Below are 21,709 nucleotides of genomic sequence, written 5' to 3' on the forward strand. Positions count from 1 at the left end.
TTTGCTTACTCCGCGGATTCGGACGCAGCGGCCGCGCCGTCGGGCAGTGCGTGCGCCAGCACTTCGTAGCACGCGCCCATCGTGTGATAGTCGGTCTTGCCGGCGGGACTCTTTTCGTCGCTGTATTTACGGTTGTCGCACGTGAGAATGCGGTACCACGCGCCGTACTTGTGATCGACGAAATGCGCCCAGCTGTAGCGCCAGATCTCGTCGTACCAGTCCCAGAAGCGTTCGTTGCCCGTGCGCCTGGCAAGCAGCGCCGCGGTCGCGAACGTCTCCGCCTGAACCCAGAAATACTTGTCGTGGTCGCACACGGTGCCGTCCGGGCCGAAGCCGTAATAGAGGCCGCCGTGGTCCTCGTCCCATGCATGCGTCATGGCGGCGTCGAATAGCTCGATTGCGCGCGGCAGCAGCCACGGTAACGGACGATAGCGCTCCAGAATCAGCAGCAGCTTGGCCCACTCGGTCTGGTGCCCGGGCTGGAAGCCCCACGGACGGAAGATGTTCGAGCTGTCTTCCTCGTTGTAATGCCAGTCGACCGACCAATCCGCGTGAAAGTGCTCCCACACGAGACCTTGCGACAACTTCGCCTGGCGCAGCGTGATGTTCGACGCCACCCGTTCCGCGCGATCGAGATAGACGAGGTGCCCGGTTGCCTCGTGGGCGGTCAGCAGCGCCTCGGTGGTGTGCATGTTCGCGTTCTGACCGCGGTACGAACTGACGCGCCAGTCGGGCGTCGCTTCGTCGGCGTAGAGGCCGGCGGCGGCGTCCCAGAAGCGATGTTCCATCAACTCGAAGGTCGCGCCGATCATCGGCTTCGCTTCCTCGATGCCGGCCATCGCCGCATGGGAATACGCGAGCAGCACGAACGCGAGGCCGTAGCAGTGACGCGTTGCATCGAGCGTTCGTTTGCGGCCGTCGCGCCATTCGAGTTCCCAATCGTAGCCCTGGTGCTCAGCGTCCCAATGCGCGTCGCGCAGGAAACGCAGGCCGTGGCGCGCGTACTCGAGATGCTGCGGGTCGCCGAACTGGCGATACGCCATCGCGTAGTTGAAGACGTAGCGGCACGTGCTCACCAGATGCCGCGTGGTCTTGTCGTAGACCGAACCGTCGTCGCGGAAGAAATGGAAGAAGCCGCCGCTCGGATCGAGCACGTTCGGCGCATAGAAGCGCAACGTGTCCTGCACATGTGAGAGCAGGAAGTCGCGGCTGCGAAAGCTGTCGACGGGCGGCGCCGCGACGGCGCCGTTGGCGGGGTGAAGCGGATCGGATTGCGTCATGGCGTTTTTACCAAAGTACTGGCACGGGCAATGAGATGGACGGGCAAGCGGACTTCGAGTTCAGCGGGTGCTTCTTCAAGCAGCAGCTCGACGCCGCGCCGGCCGAGCGCTTCCTTGTCGACCGAAATGGTCGACAAGGGCGGCGTGGCGTGAGCGGCGGCGGGAATGTCGTCGAAGCCGATGATCGCGATGTCCTCGGGCACACGGACGCCGCGTGCGAGGCACGCGCGCAGCGCGGCGAGCGCGGCGGCGTCGTTGTAGGCAAATACGGCGTCGGGTCGCGGGCCGGGCGCGTCGAGCAACTGGTGCATCGCGCGTGCGGCGCCGGTGTCGGGATCGAGACCCGCGTCGATCGTGAGTTCCAGCGATGGGTCGAACAGCAAGCCGGCTTCGAAAAACGCGCGCCGGTAACCGAGCGCGCGCTGGGCGATGCTGAAGTGAGCAAGCGAGCCGCCGATAAACGCAACGCGCTTGCGCTGCTGCTCAAACAGATGCCGCATGGCGAGCGTGGCGCCAGCGGCGTTGTCGAGATTCACCGAACGCAAGCCCGGCGCCCAGAGATCGATCAACACGAGCGGGCGTTGCATCGCCACCAGCGTGGTCAGCGTTTCGGGCTCCACGAAACCGGCGATCGCGACCGCGTCCGGCGCATGCAGGCGCATCTGCTGGATCACGTCTTCGGTCGGACCGGCGGTCAGCACGGATGGCACGATGCCGCGTTCGCGGCATGCGTCTTCCACGCCATGCAGCACGTGGGAAAAGAACGGGCTGACGGCGAAGTTGTTGTGCTGACGATGCAACAGAAAGGTGAGGCGGCGGATGCGCGGGCGCAATTGGGCGGCGTCATAGCCGAGCTGCCGCGCCGCTTCGACCACGCGTTCGCGGGTGGCCTCGGAAAGGCCGGGCTGATTCTTCAATGCGCGTGAGACGGTCCCGATCGACACGCTGGCTGCGCGGGCGACGTCGCGGATGGTTGTGGCCATCGAATGAAGCGGCCGCAACAAGGGCGGCCGCACGGTGTTTGGGTTCGGCCGATTGTATAGTAAAACATGGCTAAAACAGCCTCGTAAACGTGTGATCCGTACCCGGAAATACCCGTAGGAGGCGCTGCTGGCCTGATTTATGTTGTTTAGTAAAATAAACTAAACAAGGCGCTGATACTGCCCTCGGTGCGCCGTGCACTCAGTCGACGGGCATTGCCGCCATGTCGGCTTGTCCCCGTAAGAGCGCTACGCTTTCATCCGCATCGATCAGCACGAAGCCGCTCGTCTCGTGCTTCGCGCGCCGCTTCGCGAGCGCCGCAACGGAGGCGATTTCCTCGCTGCTGTAAAGCGACGGGCCGCCGTCCGACTCGACGCGCACACAGCCGATCGCCATCGTCACGAAGCCGAAGAAGGTCGGATTGCCGCGCCGATCTTCACCGTGGATGCCGCCGGCCAGCCGGTCGGTGGGCGCGTAGAAGCGCTGCGCGCCTTCGTTGAACAGGTGAATCGCGCGCAGTACTCGCTCTTTCCAGTCCTCGCTCTGGAACAGGATCAGGAAGTCGTCGCCGCCAACGTGACCCAGGAAATCGCGGGTCGGGTCGCAGACGTCGGCGAGCACGGCGGCGGCGAATTTCAGCACTTCGTCGCCTTGCCAGTAGCCGTACTGGTCGTTGAATGGCTTGAAGTGGTTCAGGTCGACGTAGCACGCGTAGAAGCCCGCGTCGTTGCCCAGCAGGCGGGCGATGTGCGAGCTGATCGGGATGTTGCCCGGCAGGAAGGTCAGCGGGTTCGCATAGCGCGCGGCTTCAATGCGCACCTCGGTCACCGCGCGCACCAGCTTCTCGCCGGTGCCGAGACCGGCGTACTTGCCGTGATTGTCGGTGATGACGAAGCCGTCGGCGAGATAGCGCTGGTCGTCGCTGGCAAGCAGTTTGGCCATCTGTTCGACGGTCATCGATTGCTCGATGATCACCGGCGACGCGTTCGCAAACTGCAGGCACGGCCGCTTGCCGAACAGCTCGCGGTGGTAAGGCAGCGCGTAGCGGTCCATGAAGCTGCGACGGTTGATGAGCGCAACCGGCTCGTCGTTTTCGACCACCGCTACCGCGTGCAGATCGGGCAGGCGGTTGAACAGTTCGAGCACGTCGTTGTTGGTTGCCTGGCGAGGCAGCGCGGGCGCATGCACCATCATTTTTGCCGACGCCATGCCGCCCGACGGCGACGCGCTGCTCGCTGTGCGCGTGGTCTCCGGAAACACGGCGATGTGACCGGCGCGCAGTGCGTCGCGGGCGTCGTCGGTCACGCTGCTGGCCGGCTCGGCATGCGGCCGGCCGAAGAAAAAACCTTGCCCGCAGCCGATCCCCATGTCGCGCACCACGATCAGATCCGCTTCGTCTTCAATGCCTTCGGCCACCAGTCGCGCGCCGCTTGCGTTGGCGAAGTGCTGCATCGCGCGCACGGCTTCGAATTTCAGCGAATCGCTGGCGATGCCGTGGATGAAGAAGCGGTCGATCTTCACCACGTCCGGTTGCAGGCGCACCCAAAGATTCATGCTGGCGTTCGCGGTGCCGTAATCGTCGAGCGCGAACTGCGCGCCGGCCGTACGCAACGTCGAAATCACCGGCAGGAAGCTGGCGACATCCAGAATCGTGCTTTGCTCAGTCAGCTCGATCACGATCCGCTGCGGATCGACGCCGCGATGACGCAGCAGCGCGAGCGTGTCGTCGTGCGCGTCGGCGAGCTGAAGGATCGCTCCCGCGCTGAAATTGAGAAACAGCTTGCCGTCGAAATCGAGTTTCGCGAACGCGTTGATGCAGGTGCGCGCGGCAGCCTGCTCGAGTTCAAGCGCGCAGCCCTCGGCGAGCGCCTGCGAAAACAGGGCGAACGGCGTTTCGAGTGATGTGCCGGCCGGGCCGCGGATCAGACCTTCGTAGCCGAGGATCGCGCCGTCGTCAAAATTGATGATCGGCTGGAATACGGCGGACAATTCACGCCGGGCGATCAACTCCTCGATGCGCGGCGTAGCGGATCGGGAGGGCGAACGAGGTTGCATGGCAGTTAGGCGTAGCGATCGACCTTCGTCTTATCGACCCTTCTTGCCCAGAGTTAAGTGAAATTTTAGTGACGCGTTGCACCGGAGTGGTGCGTCGCAGCCTCGGGCCCGCTGCCGGCGGGCGTTACCGCGGCCAGGACTTTGCCTATGCCATCCGGCTGAGGCGACAGCAAAGGCGTTTGAGCGTGAAATAACAAAAAAGCCGCACGAGGCGGCTTTCTTCAAATGACGCTCAGGGAGGGCGCTTATGAATGTCCTGTTTGCATTGCGCGCGTATTCAACGGCGCGCGACGGCGGCGGCGGGCCGCTCGCGCGAAGCCGCGCGGGTTTCGCCGCTGGTGTCGCGAGCCCCCCAGCGCTGCGCGAGCGCGGCGCACACCATCAGCTGGATCTGGTGGAACAGCATCAGCGGCAAGACCACGGCGCCCACCGCATGCGAGGCGAAAATCACCTTGGCCATCGGCACCCCGGCGGCGAGGCTTTTCTTCGAACCGCAGAAGATGATCGTGATCTGGTCGGCGCGGTTGAAGCCGAGCCGCTTGCTGACCAGGATCGTCACGGCCAGCGCGAGCGCGAGCAGCACGACGCTGATCAACAGCAGGCCGCCAAGTGCGGACAACGGGATCTGGTGCCACAGGCCCTCGTCAACAGCCTCGCTGAACGCGCCGTACACCACCAGCAGGATCGAGCCCTGGTCGACGAACTTCAGCACGCCGCGATTACGCTCGATCCACTTGCCGATCAGCGGGCGCAGCAACTGCCCGGCCACGAACGGCACCAGCAGTTGCAAAACGATGTTGCCCACCGTATGCCACGGCGAGGCGCCGCCGCTCGCAGCCTGATTGGTGACGACGAGGCTGACGAGTGCGGGGGTGATGAAGATGCCCAGCAGGCTCGAGGCCGACGCGCTGCATACGGCGGCCGGCACGTTGCCTTTGGCAATGGACGTGAACGCGATCGACGATTGAACCGTCGACGGCAGCGTGCAGAGGAAGAGGACCCCCGCATAGAGCGCCGGCGTGACAAGTGGCGAAAGGAGCGGCTTAAGCGCGAGGCCGAGCAGCGGAAACAGCGCGAACGTGCTGAGCAGCACTACCAGATGCAAACGCCAGTGCGTCGCGCCCGCAACGATCGCTTCGCGTGAGAGCTTGGCGCCGTGCAGGAAAAACAGCAGGCCGACCGCAACGTTCGTCACCCAGTTGAACCCGACGGCGGCCTGCCCGTGAACCGGCAGGAAGCTGGCAAGGATCACGGTGCCCACGAGGCACAAGGTGAAATTGTCGGGAAGCAGTTTCGGGCGAGCCATGGCGGAATCTCGATTCGGTGATGCAGAAAGCAGGGCGCGCGGATGTGCCCGCCTCAGGCTATGGGAAACGGCTATTGTTGTTGAAAACCGATTGAATATGCAAATTCATTTGCCGAATCGATTAATGAGCATCGCGCATTAGAAGCGTTGCCTTGGCGGTCTCATGCGGCGCTCACGGGCAGTTTCAGTATTGGCGAGCGCATCTGTTTGGTCCACTGCCGTTTTGACAATCCGGCGAAAAAACCGACCAGGATTTGTCATACGCAAGCGCCTTCAGTTGATCTCGCAAAAGCCGTTTAGCCAAGCTGTTTCAAGGCTTTCGCGCAAGGGCTCTGTCGCAGAAAAACGTCGCAGTAACAAGGTGTTACAACAGCGGTCCGGGCCTAACACTTTTTGGCTCGACACCCTTTGCCGGGACCCATAAATTACTGCTCAAAGGCCATCGGGATGCCCCGCGCCGCGACAGATACGCAGCGCTCGCGCCGGTCCCAGAACAAGTCCATCGCAGCTCGAACGGTGGGCTTCAGGCAGGTCTTCGGGCATGTGAGTCACTTGGTGGACGGGTTGTCGAGAACGAAGCACTGGGCGTTGGGCGCGGTTATCGCTGCGCTGTGCTCGTTCGCCTATGCAAAAGTGCCGGGCGTACCGCACGGCGGTGGCGGTGGTGGCGGCGGTTATTCGCATGCGGCCGCAGGCCACGCAATGCGTGGCGATGTACGCAACAACGGCTATTACTACGGCGCCGCCAATGCAAGACCGGCTCGCAACAACGTCGCTGACAACAACGCGCGCTTGCCGCGTGGCGGCGCGAACTTCGCCACCGGCGGCTACGCCAACGGCTTCGGCGGTTACAACCCAGGCATGCATCGCGCTTCCGGGCCGGCCGGATATGCTAACGACGGCCGCGGCGGTATGCAGTACGCCGGTGGCGCGATCACGCCTGTCAGCGCCGAATCTCGCGCGGTGCCGCGTCCGCCGCCCAACGCGCCGGTTCGCACCGGTTCGATTCGCGCCGATGTCGCCCGCTACAACGAAGAGCGCGGCGCCTCGCGCGCCATGCAGCGCCCAGGAGACGATCCGCGTCAGCAGGAAGGGTCGCCGTACCGTAACTAGCGGTAGCGCGCGAGTCTTGCTCTTGCACGGCGCGGTCTGACAACGCTCCTCGCCTTACGGCTCGTTTCACCGAATTCCCCTCCCTCGCTTCGCCGAATCCGCTTTGCCGGCTTTCAAACCGATTGCTGCGGCATTGCGCGTCGCTGCCGTCCAAAAAGCCCCTGTCAATGTGACGTTTCGACGCCACACTTTTTTGAAAACATTCGGCAGCAAACCCTCTCCCGTCGTCAAATTCGATCGTTTTCGCCGCAGCGCGTCATCCGCATGTCATCTGAACCGTTATCACCCAGTCGGGCGCAATGTCAGTAACGCTTTGCGCCGAACCGCGAAGTCCGCGGCGATGCAGTGAGGGCGCACCCGGCCTCTGCTTTATCAGGCCGATAAGTGACAAAACTAATCAGATCGCTATACCCGCAATAACCCACGATATTTTTGTCCATAAAAATGGTCCGCAAAGATGGTCCCGCCCAGATTGGCTCGATGATCGAACGGACAACAACAATCATTCGCGCGAGCTCCCCCTTTCGCACAGCCTTACCTTTTTGACAAAGACAGGAGAACCCATGAAAACAAGCATCAGCAGTGCGCTGAAGACCACCCTCAAGGTAACCGCGTGTGCCGCCCTGCTGGCCAGTGCATCGTCTGCTTTTGCGCAATCGAGCGTGCAACTCTACGGTCAGGTCGACGAATGGGTTGGCGCGCAGAAATTCCCGGGCGGCAAGACTGCGGTCCAGGTGTCCGGTGGCGGTATGTCGACGTCGTACTGGGGCTTGAAGGGGGCTGAGGATCTGGGCAACGGCTACAAGGCGATCTTCGCGATCGAAGGCTTCTTCCTCGCGCAGAATGGCCAGTACGGCCGCTTCACGGGCGACACGATGTTCTCGCGTAACGCCTACGTCGGTGTCGAGTCTCCGTACGGCACGGTGACGGCAGGCCGTCTGACCACGCCGCTGTTCGTCTCGACGATCCTGTTCAACCCGTTTGTCGACTCGTACCAGTTTTCGCCGATGGTATGGCACACCTATCTCGGCCTCGGCACGTTCCCGACCTACTCGACCGATCAGGGCGTGACGGGCGATTCGGGCTGGAACAACGCGGTGTCGTACTCGTCGCCGAATTTCAACGGCCTGTCCGCGACGGCGATGTACGCGCTCGGCAACACGGCCGGTGAGAACGGCTCGAAGAAGTGGAGCGGCCAGGTGCTGTATTTCCACGGCCCGTTCGCGGCGACCGCGGTGTACCAGTACGTGAACTTCAACAGCGTGCCGGGCGACCTCGGCAGCTTCAGTACGTCGGGCGTTCCGGGCCTGAAGAGCCAGAGCGTCGCGCAAGTCGGCGCCTCGTACGACCTGAAATTCGTGAAGTTCTATGGCCAGTACATGTACACGTATAACCAGCAGACCGTTTCGAGCTGGCACGTGAATACGGGGCAGGGCGGCGTGACGGTCCCGGCCGGCCCGGGCTCGGTGATGGCGTCGTACGCCTATTCGCGCGACGGTGGCGGCTTCAACCAGACCCGTCAAACGGCTTCGGTCGGCTACGACTATCCGCTGTCCAAGCGCACGGATATCTACGCGGCTTACATGTACGACAAGATCAGCAGCCAGTCGAGCGGCGACACGTACGGCGTGGGCCTGCGCGCGAAGTTCTAAACGTCTGGAGGCAAGGCGTGCGGCGCCTCGGAGCAGGTGCCGCGTGACGCCAACTCTGTCGGACCCGGCAATACCTGCAAAGCCCACCTTCCCCGGAAGGTGGGCTTTGCCGTTTCTGGCGTTCGTTTCTGGTCCCGAATTCGTCCGATTTGCCGCCCGGCCTTTGATAAACCCGGCAAAATGGCGTCGATTGATTCCTGATGCGAGCGATTGAGATGGATACCCTGGTCAGCATGAAAGTGTTTCGCCATGTGGTCGAAGTCGGCAGCTTTGTCGGCGCGGCCGAAAGGATGGAGATGTCGGCGGCGATGGCGAGCAAGCATGTGATGCACCTCGAGCAGCAGCTTGGCGCGCGTTTGCTGAACCGCACCACGCGCCGTGTCGCGCCGACTGAGGCGGGGCGCGAATACTACGAGCGCCTGAGCCAGGTGCTCAGCGAACTCGAAGAAGCCGAGCAGGTGGTCGGCGCGGCGAGTGTCGTGCCGCAAGGGCGCTTGCGGGTGTCGTCGCTGTCGGCATTTGGTTTGAGCCACGTGATGGCCGCGGTGGCCGACTACGCCGCGCAGTATCCGCAGGTCACCGTCGACATGACCTTGTCGGACCGCGTGGTCGAGCTGATCGACGAAGGCTTCGACGTCGCGATCAGGGCTTCGCCGAACGGACTGAAGTCGTCATCGCTGATTGCGCGGCAGATTGCGACTGCCCATCTGGTGCTGTGCGCGTCGCCAGCCTATCTGCGCCGGCACGGCACGCCGAAGACTGTCGCCGATCTCGCGCGCCACAATTACCTGCAGTACGCGGGCGTGTCCGCGCTCGAAATCGCACCTACAACCGGCGAAAGCTCACCGCGCGTGCGTCTGTCCGGCAATCTGATCGTCAACCACCTTGAGGCGCAGCGCGTGATCGTGCTGCAAGGCGCGGGCATCGCGATGCTCGGCACCGAAGTGATCGGCGACGATCTGGCCACGGGGCGCCTCGTGCCGCTGCTGGTGGACGACGTGCCGCCGCGTGAGCTACCGATCCATGTGGTCTACGCGAGCCGCCGGCATTTGTCGGCCAAGGTGCGTTCGTTTGTCGACTTCCTGGCTGAGCGGTTCGCGAACGAATCGCTGTGGCCTTCGCTCGAGCAGATCAAGGCGCTCGCGGTGCGGTAGGCGGCCCGGTCGAGCCGCTCCTACCCATTTAGCTATACTGGTTGCCAGCACCCATACGCGTAACGATCTGGGGGAGACATGACCGATCTGTCCACGCCGCAGCGCGCCGGTGGCCACAAGCTGCCCGCGGGCCGGCGCCTGCGTTTTGTCACCGCTGCTGCCCTGTTCGACGGCCACGATGCGTCGATCAACATCATGCGGCGCATCCTGCAAGCGAGCGGTGTCGAGGTGATCCACCTCGGCCACAACCGCTCCGTCGATGAAGTGGCTACCGCCGCGCTTCATGAAGACGCCGACGGCGTCGCCGTGTCCAGCTATCAGGGCGGCCATAACGAATACTTCCGCTATCTCGTCGACCTGCTGCGTGCGCGCGGCGGCGAGCGTATCAAGGTGTTCGGAGGCGGTGGGGGCGTGATCGTTCCTGACGAGATTGCCGAGCTCGAGCGTTACGGTGTCGAAAAGATCTACTCGCCGCATGACGGCCAGCGACTCGGCCTGCAAGGCATGATCGACGACATGATTTCGCGCTGCGCTGAAGTGGTGCGCGCCGCTGCCGCCGTTCGGGAGAGTCCGGTGGGCGAGTGGGTGGCCGATTTGTCGGCGAGTGGACTGCCGCGTTTCAAGCCGCATGCTGCGTCGCACGTCGAGACGCGGGCTGACGATCACGCCAACGCGCGTCATTCTTCTGGCAAGGCACGGCAGGCGGATGGAGCGCTTCACGGCAGCGAGATCGCCGGCATCGCCAGCACTGCAAACACCACTGAACAACCCGACCCCGCAGCCTCCACCTTCCGACGGCTCGCGCAACTGATCAGCGCGTACGAAGCGGGCCGCGTCAAATCAGCCGAACAGGAAATACTATCGGTCCTCGCTGAAGCGATCGATGTCCCCGTCCTCGGCATCACCGGCACAGGCGGTGCCGGCAAATCCTCGCTCACCGACGAACTGATTCGCCGTTTCCGACTCGACTACGGCGACGCCCTCACCATCGCCGTGCTGGCGATCGATCCGTCGCGTCGAAAATCCGGCGGCGCGCTGCTCGGCGACCGCATTCGCATGAACGCGATCGGTGATTGGGGTGGCGGCGCGCGCGTCTATATGCGTTCGATGGCGACGCGCGACGCATCAAGTGAAATCACCGATTCGTTGCCCGATGTGCTCACGCTGTGCAAGGCCGCGGGTTTCGATCTGATCATCGTCGAGACGTCCGGGATCGGGCAGGGCAATGCGGCGATCGTGCCGTTCGTCGACGAATCGCTGTATGTGATGACGCCTGAATTCGGCGCCGCGAGTCAGTTGGAAAAGATCGACATGCTCGACTTCGCCAGCTTCGTCGCGATCAACAAGTTCGACCGTAAAGGTGCACCGGATGCGTTGCGCGATGTCGCGAAGCAGGTGCAGCGCAATCGTGGCGACTTCGCGAAGGCGCCCGACGCGATGCCGGTGTTCGGCACGATCGCCTCACGCTTTAATGACGACGGCGTTACCGCACTGTATCAGCACGTCGCCGAGGCGCTGCGCACGCACGGCCTGCGCGCAGGCGGCGGCCGTCTGCCTGTGCTTGATGAGTTGCGCTTTTCGAGCGGTCGAAATGCCATCGTGCCGCCGGCACGCGTGCGCTATCTGGCGGATGTCGCGCAGACTGTTCACGCGTACCGCGAGCGTGCCGACGCGCAAGCGCGGGTGGCGCGTGAGCGCTGGCAACTTACGGAAGCGCGCCGCATGCTCGCCGAAGGTGATGCAGGTGCAGGAGCATCCTTTGATGCCGCTGCCGCCACCTCGGCAGGCTCAGACTCCAATGCTCTGGCCAACTCCGCGAACACGCCTCAAACCCAGCTCGACACACTCATCGCCCAACGCACCGCCGCCCTCGGCGAGCGTGAACGCAAACTCCTCGACGCGTGGCCGCACACCGTGGCCGCCTATTCCGGCGACGAACACATCGTCCGCATACGCGAGCGCGAAATCCGCACCGCGCTCACCGTCACGACGCTATCCGGATCCGAGGTGCGCAAAGTCGCGCTGCCGAAATTCGTCGACCATGGCGAAATCCTGCGCTGGCTGATGCTCGACAATCTCCCAGGCTACTTCCCCTTCACGGCGGGCGTGTTTCCATTCCGCCGCGAAAACGAAGACCCGACACGGATGTTCGCCGGCGAAGGCGATCCGTTCCGCACCAACCGCCGTTTCAAGTTGCTCTCTGAAGGCATGCCGGCCAAACGTCTTTCGACGGCCTTCGACTCGGTCACGCTCTACGGCGAAGAGCCGCACGAGCGCCCCGATATCTACGGCAAGGTGGGCAACTCGGGCGTCTCTGTCGCAACGCTCGACGACATGAAAACGCTCTACGACGGCTTCGATCTGTGCGCTCCGGAGACGTCGGTATCGATGACAATCAACGGCCCGGCGCCGACGATTCTCGCGATGTTCTTCAACGTCGCGATCGATCAGCAGATCGCGTGTCTGAACGACAGGCTGCAACAGGAAGGACGCCAACCCACCAGCGAAGAACTCGCGGCCGCGCGCCGCACAGCGCTGGAAAACGTGCGCGGCACGGTGCAGGCCGACATCCTGAAGGAAGATCAAGGCCAGAACACGTGCATCTTTTCGACCGAGTTCAGCCTGAAAGTCATGGGCGATATTCAGTCGTACTTCGTCGACCATGGCGTGCGCAATTTCTACTCGGTGTCGATCTCCGGCTATCACATCGCCGAGGCGGGCGCGAATCCGATCTCGCAGTTGGCCTACACGCTCGCGAACGGCTTGACCTATGTCGAGGCCTATCTTGCGCGCGGTATGTCGATCGACGACTTCGCGCCGAATCTGTCGTTCTTCTTTTCTAACGGCATGGACCCGGAGTACACGGTGCTCGGCCGTGTCGCGCGACGCATCTGGGCCATTGCAATGCGCGAACGCTACGGCGCGAACGAACGCAGCCAGAAGCTCAAGTACCACGTGCAAACCTCAGGCCGCAGCCTGCATGCGCAGGAGATCGATTTCAACGATATCCGCACCACACTGCAGGCGCTGATCGCGATCTACGACAACTGCAATTCGCTGCACACCAACGCATTCGACGAAGCGATCACCACGCCCACCGAAGATTCGGTGCGCCGTGCGGTGGCGATCCAGTTGATCATCAACCGCGAATGGGGGCTGGCGAAGAATCAGAATCCGAATCAGGGCAGCTTCGTGATCGAGGAGCTGACGGATCTGGTGGAAGAAGCGGTGCTGGCGGAATTCGATCGGCTTACGGAGCGCGGCGGTGTGCTAGGCGCGATGGAAACGGGCTATCAGCGTGGGCGCATTCAGGACGAGTCGATGCTGTACGAGCACCGAAAGCACGACGGCTCGTATCCGATCGTGGGCGTGAACACGTTCTTGAGCGCGCATCTGCATGAAGCGCCGCAGCCGATCGCGCTGGCCCGTTCCACCGACGAAGAAAAACAGAGCCAGTTGAAACGCCTGCGCGATTTTCAGGCGCAGCACCGTGACGACGCACCCGCAGCGCTTGAGCGCCTGAAGCGCGCAGTAATCGACGATGACAATGTGTTCGCGGTGCTGATGGACGTCGTGCGCGTCTGCTCGCTTGGGCAAATCACGCACGCGTTGTTTGAAGTGGGCGGACAGTACCGCCGCAATATGTAAGTGCCGGACATGCTGCGGCTCCAGAACCGGGAGCCGCAGCACAATGCCTTAACCGCGCATTTAACGTGCGATTCCCAGCCGCGTTTTCGCGTCGTCATATTCCTTCGTCAAACGCTGAACCAGCTCGCCAACGCTCGGCACGTCGTCCATCAGACCGACGCCCTGGCCTGCACCCCAGATGTCTTTCCACGCCTTCGCCTTGTCGCTGCCGAAGTTCATCGCGGTCTTGTCCGATTCCGGCAACGCATCCGGATCCAGTCCCGCGTTCAGGATACTTTCGCGGATGTAGTTGCCATGCACACCGGTGAACAGGTTCGTGTAAATGATGTCCGAAGCCGTTGAATTGACGATCGCCTGCTTGTAGCTGTCGACCGCGTGCGCTTCCCTGGTCGCGATGAAACGCGTGCCCATATAGGCGAGGTCGGCGCCCATGGCCTGCGCGGCGAGAATCGAGCCGCCGTTGGCGATCGAGCCGGACAGCACGATCGGGCCGTCGAACATGCGCCGCACTTCGCCGACCAGCGCGAACGGCGAGGTCGTGCCCGCATGGCCGCCCGCGCCCGACGCCACCAGGATCAGACCATCGACGCCTGCTTCCAGGGCCTTCTGCGCATGCCGCAGGTTGATCACGTCGTGCAGCACGATGCCGCCGTAGCTATGCACCGCGTCGACGATCTCACGCGCCGGTGCGCGCAGGCTGGTGATGAAAATCGGCACCTTGTGTTCGACGCACACGCGCACGTCGTGCTCGAGCCGCGTATTCGACTGATGGACGATCTGGTTGACAGCGATCGGCCCGATGATTGCGTCGGGATTGGCCGCCTTGTGTTCGGCGAGCTGTGCCTGAATCTGCGTGAGCCATTCGTCGAGCAGTTCGGCCGGGCGCGCGTTCAGCGCGGGGAATGAGCCGACGATACCGGCCTTACATTGAGCCAACACGAGTTCGGGATAGCTGACGATGAACATCGGCGAAGCGACGACGGGCAGCGCGAGTTTTTGCAGGACGGCGGGCAATGCCATGGTGCGAGTCTCCTGAGGAACGGACCGGTGCGGTGTAGAGCGCCCGGCGATAATGAGTTTAGCGGCACATGACCTGTGGTGCGTCGAAACCGGCCAGCAGCCGTGCTGCCGCCACGATCCCACTACGCACTTGCCAGGTGTTTGCCATGGCCGCCCAAAAATTTAAGAACGATCGTTCGATTATAGGCGAAGCTGGCGGATCGTGTCCGTTTAGAACAGTTGGAAGGAGTGTTCAGGTTCTATGCTTGCGTGGGCTATCCCACCCCGCATCGACACATTGCGCTCCTACAATGGTTTGACTCCCAAACGACAAGAGACCCGCTATGGCCTTCGAGGATTTCACGCCCTTTCGTGTCGCCGTGGGCGACGTCGATATTTTCGGAGTGAAGGGCGGGTCAGGGCCGCCCCTGCTGTTGTTGCACGGTCACCCGCAGTCGCATCTGATCTGGCAGCGGTGCGCGGCGCAACTGGTGGAGCACTTCACCGTCATCGCCACCGACCTGCGCGGCTACGCCGCCTCGGGCAAGCCGCCCAGCGACCCCAGCCACACGCCCTATTCCAAGCGTGCAATGGCGGCCGATCAGGTCGCGGTGATGCGCCACTTCGGCTTCGAAAGATTCCTCGTGTGTGCCCATGATCGCGGCGCGCGCGTCGCGCATCGGATGGCGCTCGATCATCCCGACGCCGTCGAGCGTTTGATGCTGCTCGACATTGCACCGACGCTCGCAATGTACGAAGCCACCGACCGTGCCTTCGCCACGCATTACTTCCACTGGTTCTTCCTGATCCAGCCGGAGCCGCTGCCGGAGACGCTGATTGGTGCGAACCCGGCCGCGTATGTCGATGCGGTGATGGGCAGCCGTCACGCGGGTCTTGCGCCATTCGCGCCCGAAGCGCTCGACGCGTATCGCAGCGCGCTGGCGCAACCCGGCGCCGTGCATGCGATGTGCGAGGACTACCGGGCGTCCGCGAGCATCGACCTCGAACACGACCGTGCCGACATCGAGCGTGGCCACAAGATCGGCTGCCCGCTGCGTGTGTTGTGGGGCGAGCAGGGGGTGATCGAGAAGTGCTTCGACGCGCTGGCGGAATGGCGTCACGTCGCGCGGGACGTGAGCGGGCGCTCATTGCCGTGCGGGCATTACATTCCTGAAGAGGCGTCGGACGAACTGGTCACGGAAATGCTGTCGTTTTTCGAGGCGGTCGAGCAGTAAGTGGTTTCGGGCAGCGCGCGGCGCGGCCGCCGTTCGTCTACGTGCGAGATGACGTGCGAGATGACGCGGCTCTGCCGCACGTTCCGCCTAGCCTAGCGGCGGCAGGCGGCGCGCGACCGGCGTCGACTTGACGATGGCGGTGCTGGTCTCCGCGCGCTCGGTCACCTTCGAGAGAATCTCGTCGAGCTGTTCGATCGAATGCAGGTAGAGGCGGCAGATGAAGCAGTCGTCGCCCGTCACCTTGTCGCATTCGACAAACTCCGGAATTCGCCGGATCACGTCTTCCACCAGATGCAACTGCCCGGGCAAGGGCTTCACGCGCACGATTGCCTGTAGCGTGAAGCCGAGCGCGCGCGGATCGATCTGCACGGTGAAGCGCTCGATCACGCCTTGCGCTTCGAGCCTGCGGACGCGTTCGGCCGTACTCGGCGCCGAGAGGCCAACCCGGCGCGCCAGTTCGCTGACCGGCTGGCGGGCGTCCGCCGCCAACGCGGCGAGCAGCGCGCGGTCGGTTTCATCGAGCGTCGCAGGTGTGGCGGGAGCAAGGCGTTTGGTCATGACGGCCTTCGATTATTAGGTTTCTTCGCGGGAAGACTTAAGTTTAGCCCTGTATTCGGGCGATCGGATTAATTACACTGCTTCTCATGCAGGAATCAATTCGAGGATCGAATCATGGCGTCAAATGAGATTCGCCGCGGCGCGGCGGAAATGACCATGGCCATGCTGATGTCCGGCACCATCGGCTGGCTGGTGGTGTCGTCGCAGCAGAGTCCGTTCAACGTGGTGTTCTTTCGCTGCATTTTCGGCGGCGCGACGCTGGCGCTCGTGTGCGCCGTGCTCGGCCTGTTCAGGCGCAAGCTCTTTTCGTGGAAGATACTCGGCCTCGCGCTGCTGGGCGGCGCAGCGATCGTCATCAACTGGGTGCTGCTGTTCGCGGCCTATTCGCGCGCGTCGATCTCGATGGCGACCGCCGTCTACAACACGCAGCCGTTCATGCTGGTCGCGCTTGGCGCGCTGGTGTTTCGCGAGCGCGTCAGCGCGTCGACGGTGGCCTGGCTGGTGGTCGCGTTTATCGGCCTCGTGTTCGTGGTGAAGGTCGAGCCGGCGGTGTTGGCGGTGCCGGGCCAGTATCTGGTCGGGGTCGCCTATGCCGTGGGCGCCGCTGCGATGTACGCGGTCTCGTCGATTATCACGAAGCGCCTGAAGGGTACGCCGCCGCACCTGATCGCGCTGATCCAGGTGTCGCTCGGCGTCGTGATGCTGGCGCCGTTCGTGCGCTTCGATGCGCTGCCGACCAACGGCGTGCAGTGGCTCGAACTGATCGTGCTCGGTATCGTCAATACGGGGCTCATGTACGTGCTGCTGTACGGCGCGATCCAGAAGCTGCCGACTTCGATGACCGGTGCGTTGTCGTTCATCTATCCCGTGGTGGCGATCATCGTCGACCGGGTTGCGTTCGGGCAGACACTCGCGTGGATTCAGGTGCTCGGTGCGGCGCTGATCCTGCTCGCGGCCGCCGGCGTGAATCTCGGCTGGCGGATCGTGCCGCAGAAACGCCTGTCTTCGACCTGAGGCAATGGCTGAGATGTCGCTGGATCAGCCGGCAATAGTACGGATTCCGGAGCAATCGGCGCGTTACATTGTTCATATGGACGGACCAATGACGCCCAACGCGCGCAGCTACGAAGCTTCGTAATGTTGTCTGTATGCGGGTTTAAAAGGCGGTGTCAAGCTTCTGTAGGGAAATCACTGATGCGGTCAAAAAACCGGCACGCGTATCATTCATATCGACGCTGATCACGTCCGACAGAATTTCCGCCGCTCGCCGTAATGGTCGAGCGGCTTTCTTTTTGGGGCGACGGTTTTGGTGTTGTGCTTACCGCGTGCTGCCAGCGGCGCGGCCGTCGGCCCCGCGTGCGTCAAGCCTGGCGGGCGACGATGCGCTCGCCATCGATCTCCAATGGCCCGTTTTTGGCCGCCAGCTCCTCGACGATCGCGTGCACCAATGTGGACCATTCGCCGCGCGGCTTGAGCATGGTCGCGGCGGCGCGCATCGCGGCGGCATCGTCGAGCATCCGTAGCAAAGTGTCGAAGCTCATCGCGCGGACTTCGAGCAGCTTGAACACGATCAGCACCTTCAACGCATTCTTCGCATTACGTGCCGGATCGGCCCGTAGCCACGCGACGCGTGAAAACGCCCGTTCCAGCGCCTGCTCGACGTTCGTGAAGGGCGCACCATGGCCAGGAATCACGAGCCGCACGTCGAGCTTCGCGACGGCTTCGAGCACAGCCTGTTCTTCGGCGAAACCGCTTTCACCTTCCAGTTCCGGAAAGATCACGCCAAAGCCGTTTTCCCACAACGCGTCCGCGCTGATCAGGAGGCGCTCGTCCGCGCAATACAGCATCAACGAATGTGGATCGTGGCCAGGTGCGCCGAGCACTTGCCAATCGAGCGCGCCGAGCCGCAGTTGCGCGCCGGGTGCGATCGTCTCCGTGAAGGTGAAGCGCTCGCAGGTCTGGCCGGTAGCGCGAAACGTCAGACGGGTTTCGTCCCAATCGCGCACCGCGTCCGCTTCGGATGCGGGAATCGCGGTGCGGCAAGGCCATGTCGACTGCAATAGCGCGTTGCCGCCGCAGTGATCCGAATGCAGATGAGTGTTGACGATCAGATCGAGCGGCCGCGCGCCGAGCGTTTGCCGTACGAGCGCGACGGTTTGCGGCGCGTGCGTCGCGTAGCCGGTGTCGACAAGAGCGGCACACGTCTCATCGACCAGCAGCACATTGTTCGAGGAAAGCCAACCGCGTTCGAACACCCGGACCGATACGGGTAGGTTGATCATGGTGCGCCTGTGTCCGGGTTTGTGCTGGCGTGAGCATTCGCCGATGCTTCGGGTTTCGGCATCACCAGGATTGTCGACGTGCCGATCAACATGGTGTCGCCGCGCTGATTCACCACGCTTCCTTCGAGATGTGTCAGATCGCCGTTCAGACTCGGCTTCCAGTACGCGTCGCGCACGCGCCACGTGATCGTCAACGTGTCGTGCGCGTGGACGGCTTTCTTCAGCTTGATATCGAACTCGAGGCCGAGCGGCTGCGCGTACTTCGAAAAATGGGTCGCCAGCAGTGCCATGAAATGCGCTGTGGGTTGCGTGCCGGACGCGATCAATCCGCCGAAACGGCTTTGCGCGGCGTAGTCGTCGTCGTGATGCAAGGGATTGAAATCGTTGACGAGCGTGGCGAACGACTTCACCGATTCCGCCGATAGCTCGAGCGTCGAGCTGAACGTCTCGCCGATCGTTACGATGCGCGGCGCGGCGTTCACCGCTGCACCTTTGCCTGCCTGGCCATGAACTCCGCGTGGCGTTCCTCGATCGCGTCCCAGACGGCGCGCTTCGCGTCGTCGTCGAACGACGACCAGCTGGCGATCTCGTCGATCGTGCGCAAGCAGCCTTCGCACCAGCCGGTCGAGGCGTCCATCCTGCACACGCTGATGCACGGTGACGGCACGGCAGCCTCGTCGTCTTCGTTATCGATGCCCGCTGTCATCGCTTCACGCTGTCTCGCGCAGCGCCACGTCGAGTGCCGGTGCGCCCGTCAGTGCAATCAGTTCCTGCGCCGTCAGATTGAACACCGCATGCGGATGACCCGCGGCAGCCCACAGGCTGTCGAGTTCCAGCAGATCGGCGTCGATCAGCGTGACGGGCGCCGTGGCGTGGCCGATCGGGCAAACGCCGCCGATCGCATAACCCGTTTTCTCGCGGACGAATTTCGCATCCGCACGGCCGATCTCACCGACTTGCGCCGCAACCTTCTTTTCGTCGACGCGATTCGCGCCGCTCGCGACCACCAGCACCGGCGCGTCGTCTTCGCGGCGGCGAAACAGGATCGACTTGGCGATCTGCGCAACGGAGCAGCCAAGGCCGGCCGCGGCTTCGGCGGAAGTCTTGCCGGTTTCCGGCAGCATCACGATCCGTCCAGCGTGGCCGCGTTCGCGCAACAACAGCGCGACGCGGCGTGCGGAGTCAGGCAATGCGTTGAGATCGTCGGCGTCGAGGGAGGCGTGATCCGTCATCGGTTCAGGTCCTGAATGATTTGGCTAAATGTGTGGCCTGCGTCAAACGCAGTTGGCCTGTTCGCTACGGGCTTTGGCAAGCAAGGCCTTGCCGGCGCGCGAGACATTGGGCCGGCCGATCGACGTCGAAATGAAATCACCGATCGCGACGACTTGCGCGAGGTCGACGCCGGTCTCGATGCCGAGGCCGTTCATCAGATACAGCACGTCTTCGGTCGCGACGTTGCCGGTTGCGCCCTTCGCATACGGGCAGCCACCGAGCCCCGCCACCGACGCGTGATAGATCTCGATGCCTTCCTGCAAGGCCGCGTAGATGTTTGCGAGCGCCTGACCGTAGGTGTCGTGGAAGTGCCCCGACAGGCGTTCGCGCGGAAACGCCTTAGTGACGGCCTCGAACACTTCGCGCGTGCGCTTCGGCGTACCGACGCCGATCGTGTCCGCGATATCGATCTCGTCGCAACCGAGCGCCGCGAAACGCTCGACCACATCGACCACCGACGCGACCGGCACTTCGCCTTGATACGGACAGCCGAGCGCGCACGACACGCTGCCGCGAATCCGCAGACCATTTTCCTTCGCCGCCTGCGCGACCGGCGCGAATCGATCGATGCTTTCCGCGATGCTGCAATTGATGTTCTTCTGCGAGAACGCTTCGCTGGCGGCGCCGAAGATCACGATCTCGTCCGCCCGCGCAGCGAGTGCGCCTTCGAAACCGCGCAGATTCGGCGTCAGCACCGAGTAGATCGCCCCGGCGCGGCGCTCGATGCCGGCCATCACGTCGGCGCCGTCGGCCATCTGCGGCACCCATTTCGGCGAGACGAACGAGGCGGCTTCGACGTTACGAAAGCCGGCCGCCGACAAGCGGTTGATCAACTCGATCTTGATCGCGGTGGGGACGAATTCTTTTTCGTTCTGCAGTCCGTCACGCGGACCGACTTCGACGATTTTGACGCGTTGAGGCAAAGCCATGATGTGTCTCCTGTGTCGACCGGAGTTTGCGCTTTAGCGCTTACTCCGGTCCCATGCAAAGCGGTCGACCGGAGTTTGCGCTTTAGCGCTTACTTCGGTCCCATGCAACGAGCCCGCGCGTGGCGGCGCTCCTTCAGATGAATTCGGTGGTGCTCAAATCCGTGCCCGACATTTTTGCTCGGTATCCGCACTCAGTATCCCCGCTCTATATCGACCACACCGCTCACCGTTTCGCCGCGCATCAGCGCCGTCATCTTCCGCGCGACCTGCGCGACGCTTTCTTCGCGCAAGGTGAGCGCGGAAATATGCGGCGTAATCGTAATACGCGACTCCTGCCAGAACGGATGATCGGGCGGCAACGGCTCTTCGCGGAATACGTCCAGCGTCGCGGCGGCGATCTGGCCGCTTGCCAACGCTTCGAGCAGATCCTGTTCGACCAGATGGCCACCGCGTGCGACGTTGATCAGATAGGCACCTTTCGCGAGCTTCGAGAAGGTGCGCGTGTTCAGCACGTCGCCCGTATCCGGCGTATGCGGCAGCAGATTGGCGAGCACTTTCACGCCATCGAGAAACGCGTCGAACTGTGCTTCGCCGGCAAAGGTCGTGATGCCGTCGATTTGCCGCGCACTGCGGCTATACCCGCGCACCGGCATGCCGAACGCCGCGACTGCCTGCGCGACATGCGTACCGAGGACGCCGAGGCCGAGCACGCCAACCGTGAAGGTCTCGCGCGGATGCGGATCGAGCACTTCCCAGCGGCGTTCGCTTTGCAGCGTCTGGTATTCGTCGAAACGGCGCAGGTAGCGCAGCACCGCATGCGTCACATATTCGGCCATCTGCAGGGCCATACCGGTATCTTCGAGCCGGATCAACTGGGCGCTGCGCGGCAACGTACCGGGCTGCTCGTGTTCGAGTCCGAGAATCGCATCGACGCCCGCGCCGAGATTGAAGATCGCGCGCAGATCTTCGCGGCCGGCCAGCATCTCACGCGGCGGGCGCCACACGACCGCGAAATCGGCGGGTTCGGTGTCGCCCGGTTGCCATTCCCGCAAATCGGCTTCCGGCAGCGCACGGGCGAAGTCGTGAAGCCACGCGGCGGCGTCGGAATGCGGCATGTAGAAGAGGATTTTCATACGGTCCGGAAGGCGCGTGCGTTGTCGAGTCGGATGACGGGAGAGGCCCGGTAGAACGGCTGCAACGCCCGCCGCGCTTCAGACGACGCTTGCGGCATGGGCCTCCTCCTTT

The 21,709-nt window shown here is 63.2% G+C and carries 18 protein-coding genes; 6 read left to right on the forward strand and 12 right to left on the reverse strand.

Translation table 11 applies throughout. The features are described from left to right. Window positions 1-5: 5 nt before the first annotated feature. The 4 genes from R8871_RS19055 to R8871_RS19070 all read right to left on the reverse strand — a co-directional run bounded on the left by R8871_RS19055 (window position 6) and on the right by R8871_RS19070 (window position 5,622). Complete coding sequence (locus tag R8871_RS19055) at window positions 6-1,280, reverse strand: AGE family epimerase/isomerase (RefSeq protein ID WP_175051875.1); 1,275 nt, start codon at window positions 1,278-1,280, stop codon at window positions 6-8. Further along, complete coding sequence (locus tag R8871_RS19060) at window positions 1,277-2,263, reverse strand: LacI family DNA-binding transcriptional regulator (protein WP_175051876.1); 987 nt, start codon at window positions 2,261-2,263, stop codon at window positions 1,277-1,279. The genes R8871_RS19055 and R8871_RS19060 overlap by 4 nt, the downstream gene beginning before the upstream one ends. Window positions 2,264-2,462: 199 nt before the next feature. Continuing rightward, window positions 2,463-4,316: an EAL domain-containing protein gene (locus R8871_RS19065; protein ID WP_175051877.1), complete on the reverse strand. Its 1,854-nt coding sequence runs from the start codon at window positions 4,314-4,316 to the stop codon at window positions 2,463-2,465. Between the two features lie 277 nt (window positions 4,317-4,593). Further along, on the reverse strand, window positions 4,594-5,622 hold the full coding sequence (locus R8871_RS19070) for a bile acid:sodium symporter family protein (protein WP_175051878.1): 1,029 nt from the start codon (window positions 5,620-5,622) through the stop codon (window positions 4,594-4,596). 555 nt (window positions 5,623-6,177) lie between these two features. Between R8871_RS19070 and R8871_RS19075 the strand changes: the two genes are divergently transcribed. From R8871_RS19075 to R8871_RS19090, 4 genes are all read left to right on the forward strand, one after another. Then, entirely contained in the window at window positions 6,178-6,735 is a 558-nt protein-coding gene (locus R8871_RS19075; RefSeq protein ID WP_175052179.1) for a hypothetical protein, read from the forward strand. Between the two features lie 563 nt (window positions 6,736-7,298). Next, entirely contained in the window at window positions 7,299-8,387 is a 1,089-nt protein-coding gene (locus tag R8871_RS19080) for a porin (RefSeq protein ID WP_175051879.1), read from the forward strand. A 215-nt stretch (window positions 8,388-8,602) separates the two neighbouring features. Continuing rightward, on the forward strand, window positions 8,603-9,541 hold the full coding sequence (locus R8871_RS19085) for a LysR family transcriptional regulator (protein ID WP_175051880.1): 939 nt from the start codon (window positions 8,603-8,605) through the stop codon (window positions 9,539-9,541). Window positions 9,542-9,619: 78 nt separating this feature from the next. After that, the gene (locus R8871_RS19090) at window positions 9,620-13,189 is read left to right on the forward strand and encodes a methylmalonyl-CoA mutase family protein (protein ID WP_175051881.1); all 3,570 of its coding nucleotides are present in this window, start codon (window positions 9,620-9,622) and stop codon (window positions 13,187-13,189) included. Between the two features lie 60 nt (window positions 13,190-13,249). Here R8871_RS19090 and R8871_RS19095 read toward each other — a convergent pair whose 3' ends face one another. Beyond that, window positions 13,250-14,209 (reverse strand): NAD(P)H-dependent flavin oxidoreductase, encoded by a 960-nt coding sequence (locus R8871_RS19095; RefSeq protein WP_175051882.1) that lies wholly within the window; start codon window positions 14,207-14,209, stop codon window positions 13,250-13,252. Between the two features lie 323 nt (window positions 14,210-14,532). Here R8871_RS19095 and R8871_RS19100 point away from each other — a divergent pair, with 323 nt between their 5' ends. After that, entirely contained in the window at window positions 14,533-15,423 is an 891-nt protein-coding gene (locus tag R8871_RS19100) for an alpha/beta fold hydrolase (RefSeq protein ID WP_175051883.1), read from the forward strand. Window positions 15,424-15,510: 87 nt separating this feature from the next. Here the strand turns inward: R8871_RS19100 and R8871_RS19105 are convergent, their stop codons facing one another. Continuing rightward, entirely contained in the window at window positions 15,511-15,981 is a 471-nt protein-coding gene (locus R8871_RS19105) for an Lrp/AsnC family transcriptional regulator (protein WP_093644768.1), read from the reverse strand. A 114-nt stretch (window positions 15,982-16,095) separates the two neighbouring features. Between R8871_RS19105 and R8871_RS19110 the strand changes: the two genes are divergently transcribed. Beyond that, window positions 16,096-16,995 (forward strand): DMT family transporter, encoded by a 900-nt coding sequence (locus R8871_RS19110; RefSeq protein WP_175051884.1) that lies wholly within the window; start codon window positions 16,096-16,098, stop codon window positions 16,993-16,995. Between the two features lie 347 nt (window positions 16,996-17,342). Here the strand turns inward: R8871_RS19110 and R8871_RS19115 are convergent, their stop codons facing one another. The 6 genes from R8871_RS19115 to R8871_RS19140 all read right to left on the reverse strand — a co-directional run bounded on the left by R8871_RS19115 (window position 17,343) and on the right by R8871_RS19140 (window position 21,597). Then, entirely contained in the window at window positions 17,343-18,263 is a 921-nt protein-coding gene (locus R8871_RS19115) for an MBL fold metallo-hydrolase (RefSeq protein ID WP_175051885.1), read from the reverse strand. Then, complete coding sequence (locus tag R8871_RS19120) at window positions 18,260-18,745, reverse strand: MaoC family dehydratase (RefSeq protein ID WP_175051886.1); 486 nt, start codon at window positions 18,743-18,745, stop codon at window positions 18,260-18,262. Before R8871_RS19120 ends, R8871_RS19115 begins: the two co-directional genes overlap by 4 nt. Beyond that, window positions 18,742-18,969 carry a DUF1289 domain-containing protein gene (locus tag R8871_RS19125; protein WP_054037809.1) on the reverse strand — a complete coding sequence of 76 codons (228 nt, stop codon included), beginning with the start codon at window positions 18,967-18,969 and terminating at the stop codon, window positions 18,742-18,744. The genes R8871_RS19120 and R8871_RS19125 overlap by 4 nt, the downstream gene beginning before the upstream one ends. Window positions 18,970-18,973: 4 nt before the next feature. Next, entirely contained in the window at window positions 18,974-19,495 is a 522-nt protein-coding gene (locus R8871_RS19130) for a YbaK/EbsC family protein (protein WP_175051887.1), read from the reverse strand. A gap of 42 nt (window positions 19,496-19,537) precedes the next feature. Then, window positions 19,538-20,464 carry a hydroxymethylglutaryl-CoA lyase gene (locus R8871_RS19135; protein WP_175051888.1) on the reverse strand — a complete coding sequence of 309 codons (927 nt, stop codon included), beginning with the start codon at window positions 20,462-20,464 and terminating at the stop codon, window positions 19,538-19,540. Between the two features lie 191 nt (window positions 20,465-20,655). Beyond that, a complete protein-coding gene (locus R8871_RS19140; RefSeq protein WP_175051889.1) occupies window positions 20,656-21,597 on the reverse strand; it encodes a 2-hydroxyacid dehydrogenase in 942 nt (313 codons plus the stop codon). Window positions 21,598-21,709: the final 112 nt, after the last annotated feature.

The sequence above is a fragment of the Paraburkholderia sediminicola genome (assembly GCF_902859805.1).
Taxonomy (GTDB): domain Bacteria; phylum Pseudomonadota; class Gammaproteobacteria; order Burkholderiales; family Burkholderiaceae; genus Paraburkholderia; species Paraburkholderia sediminicola.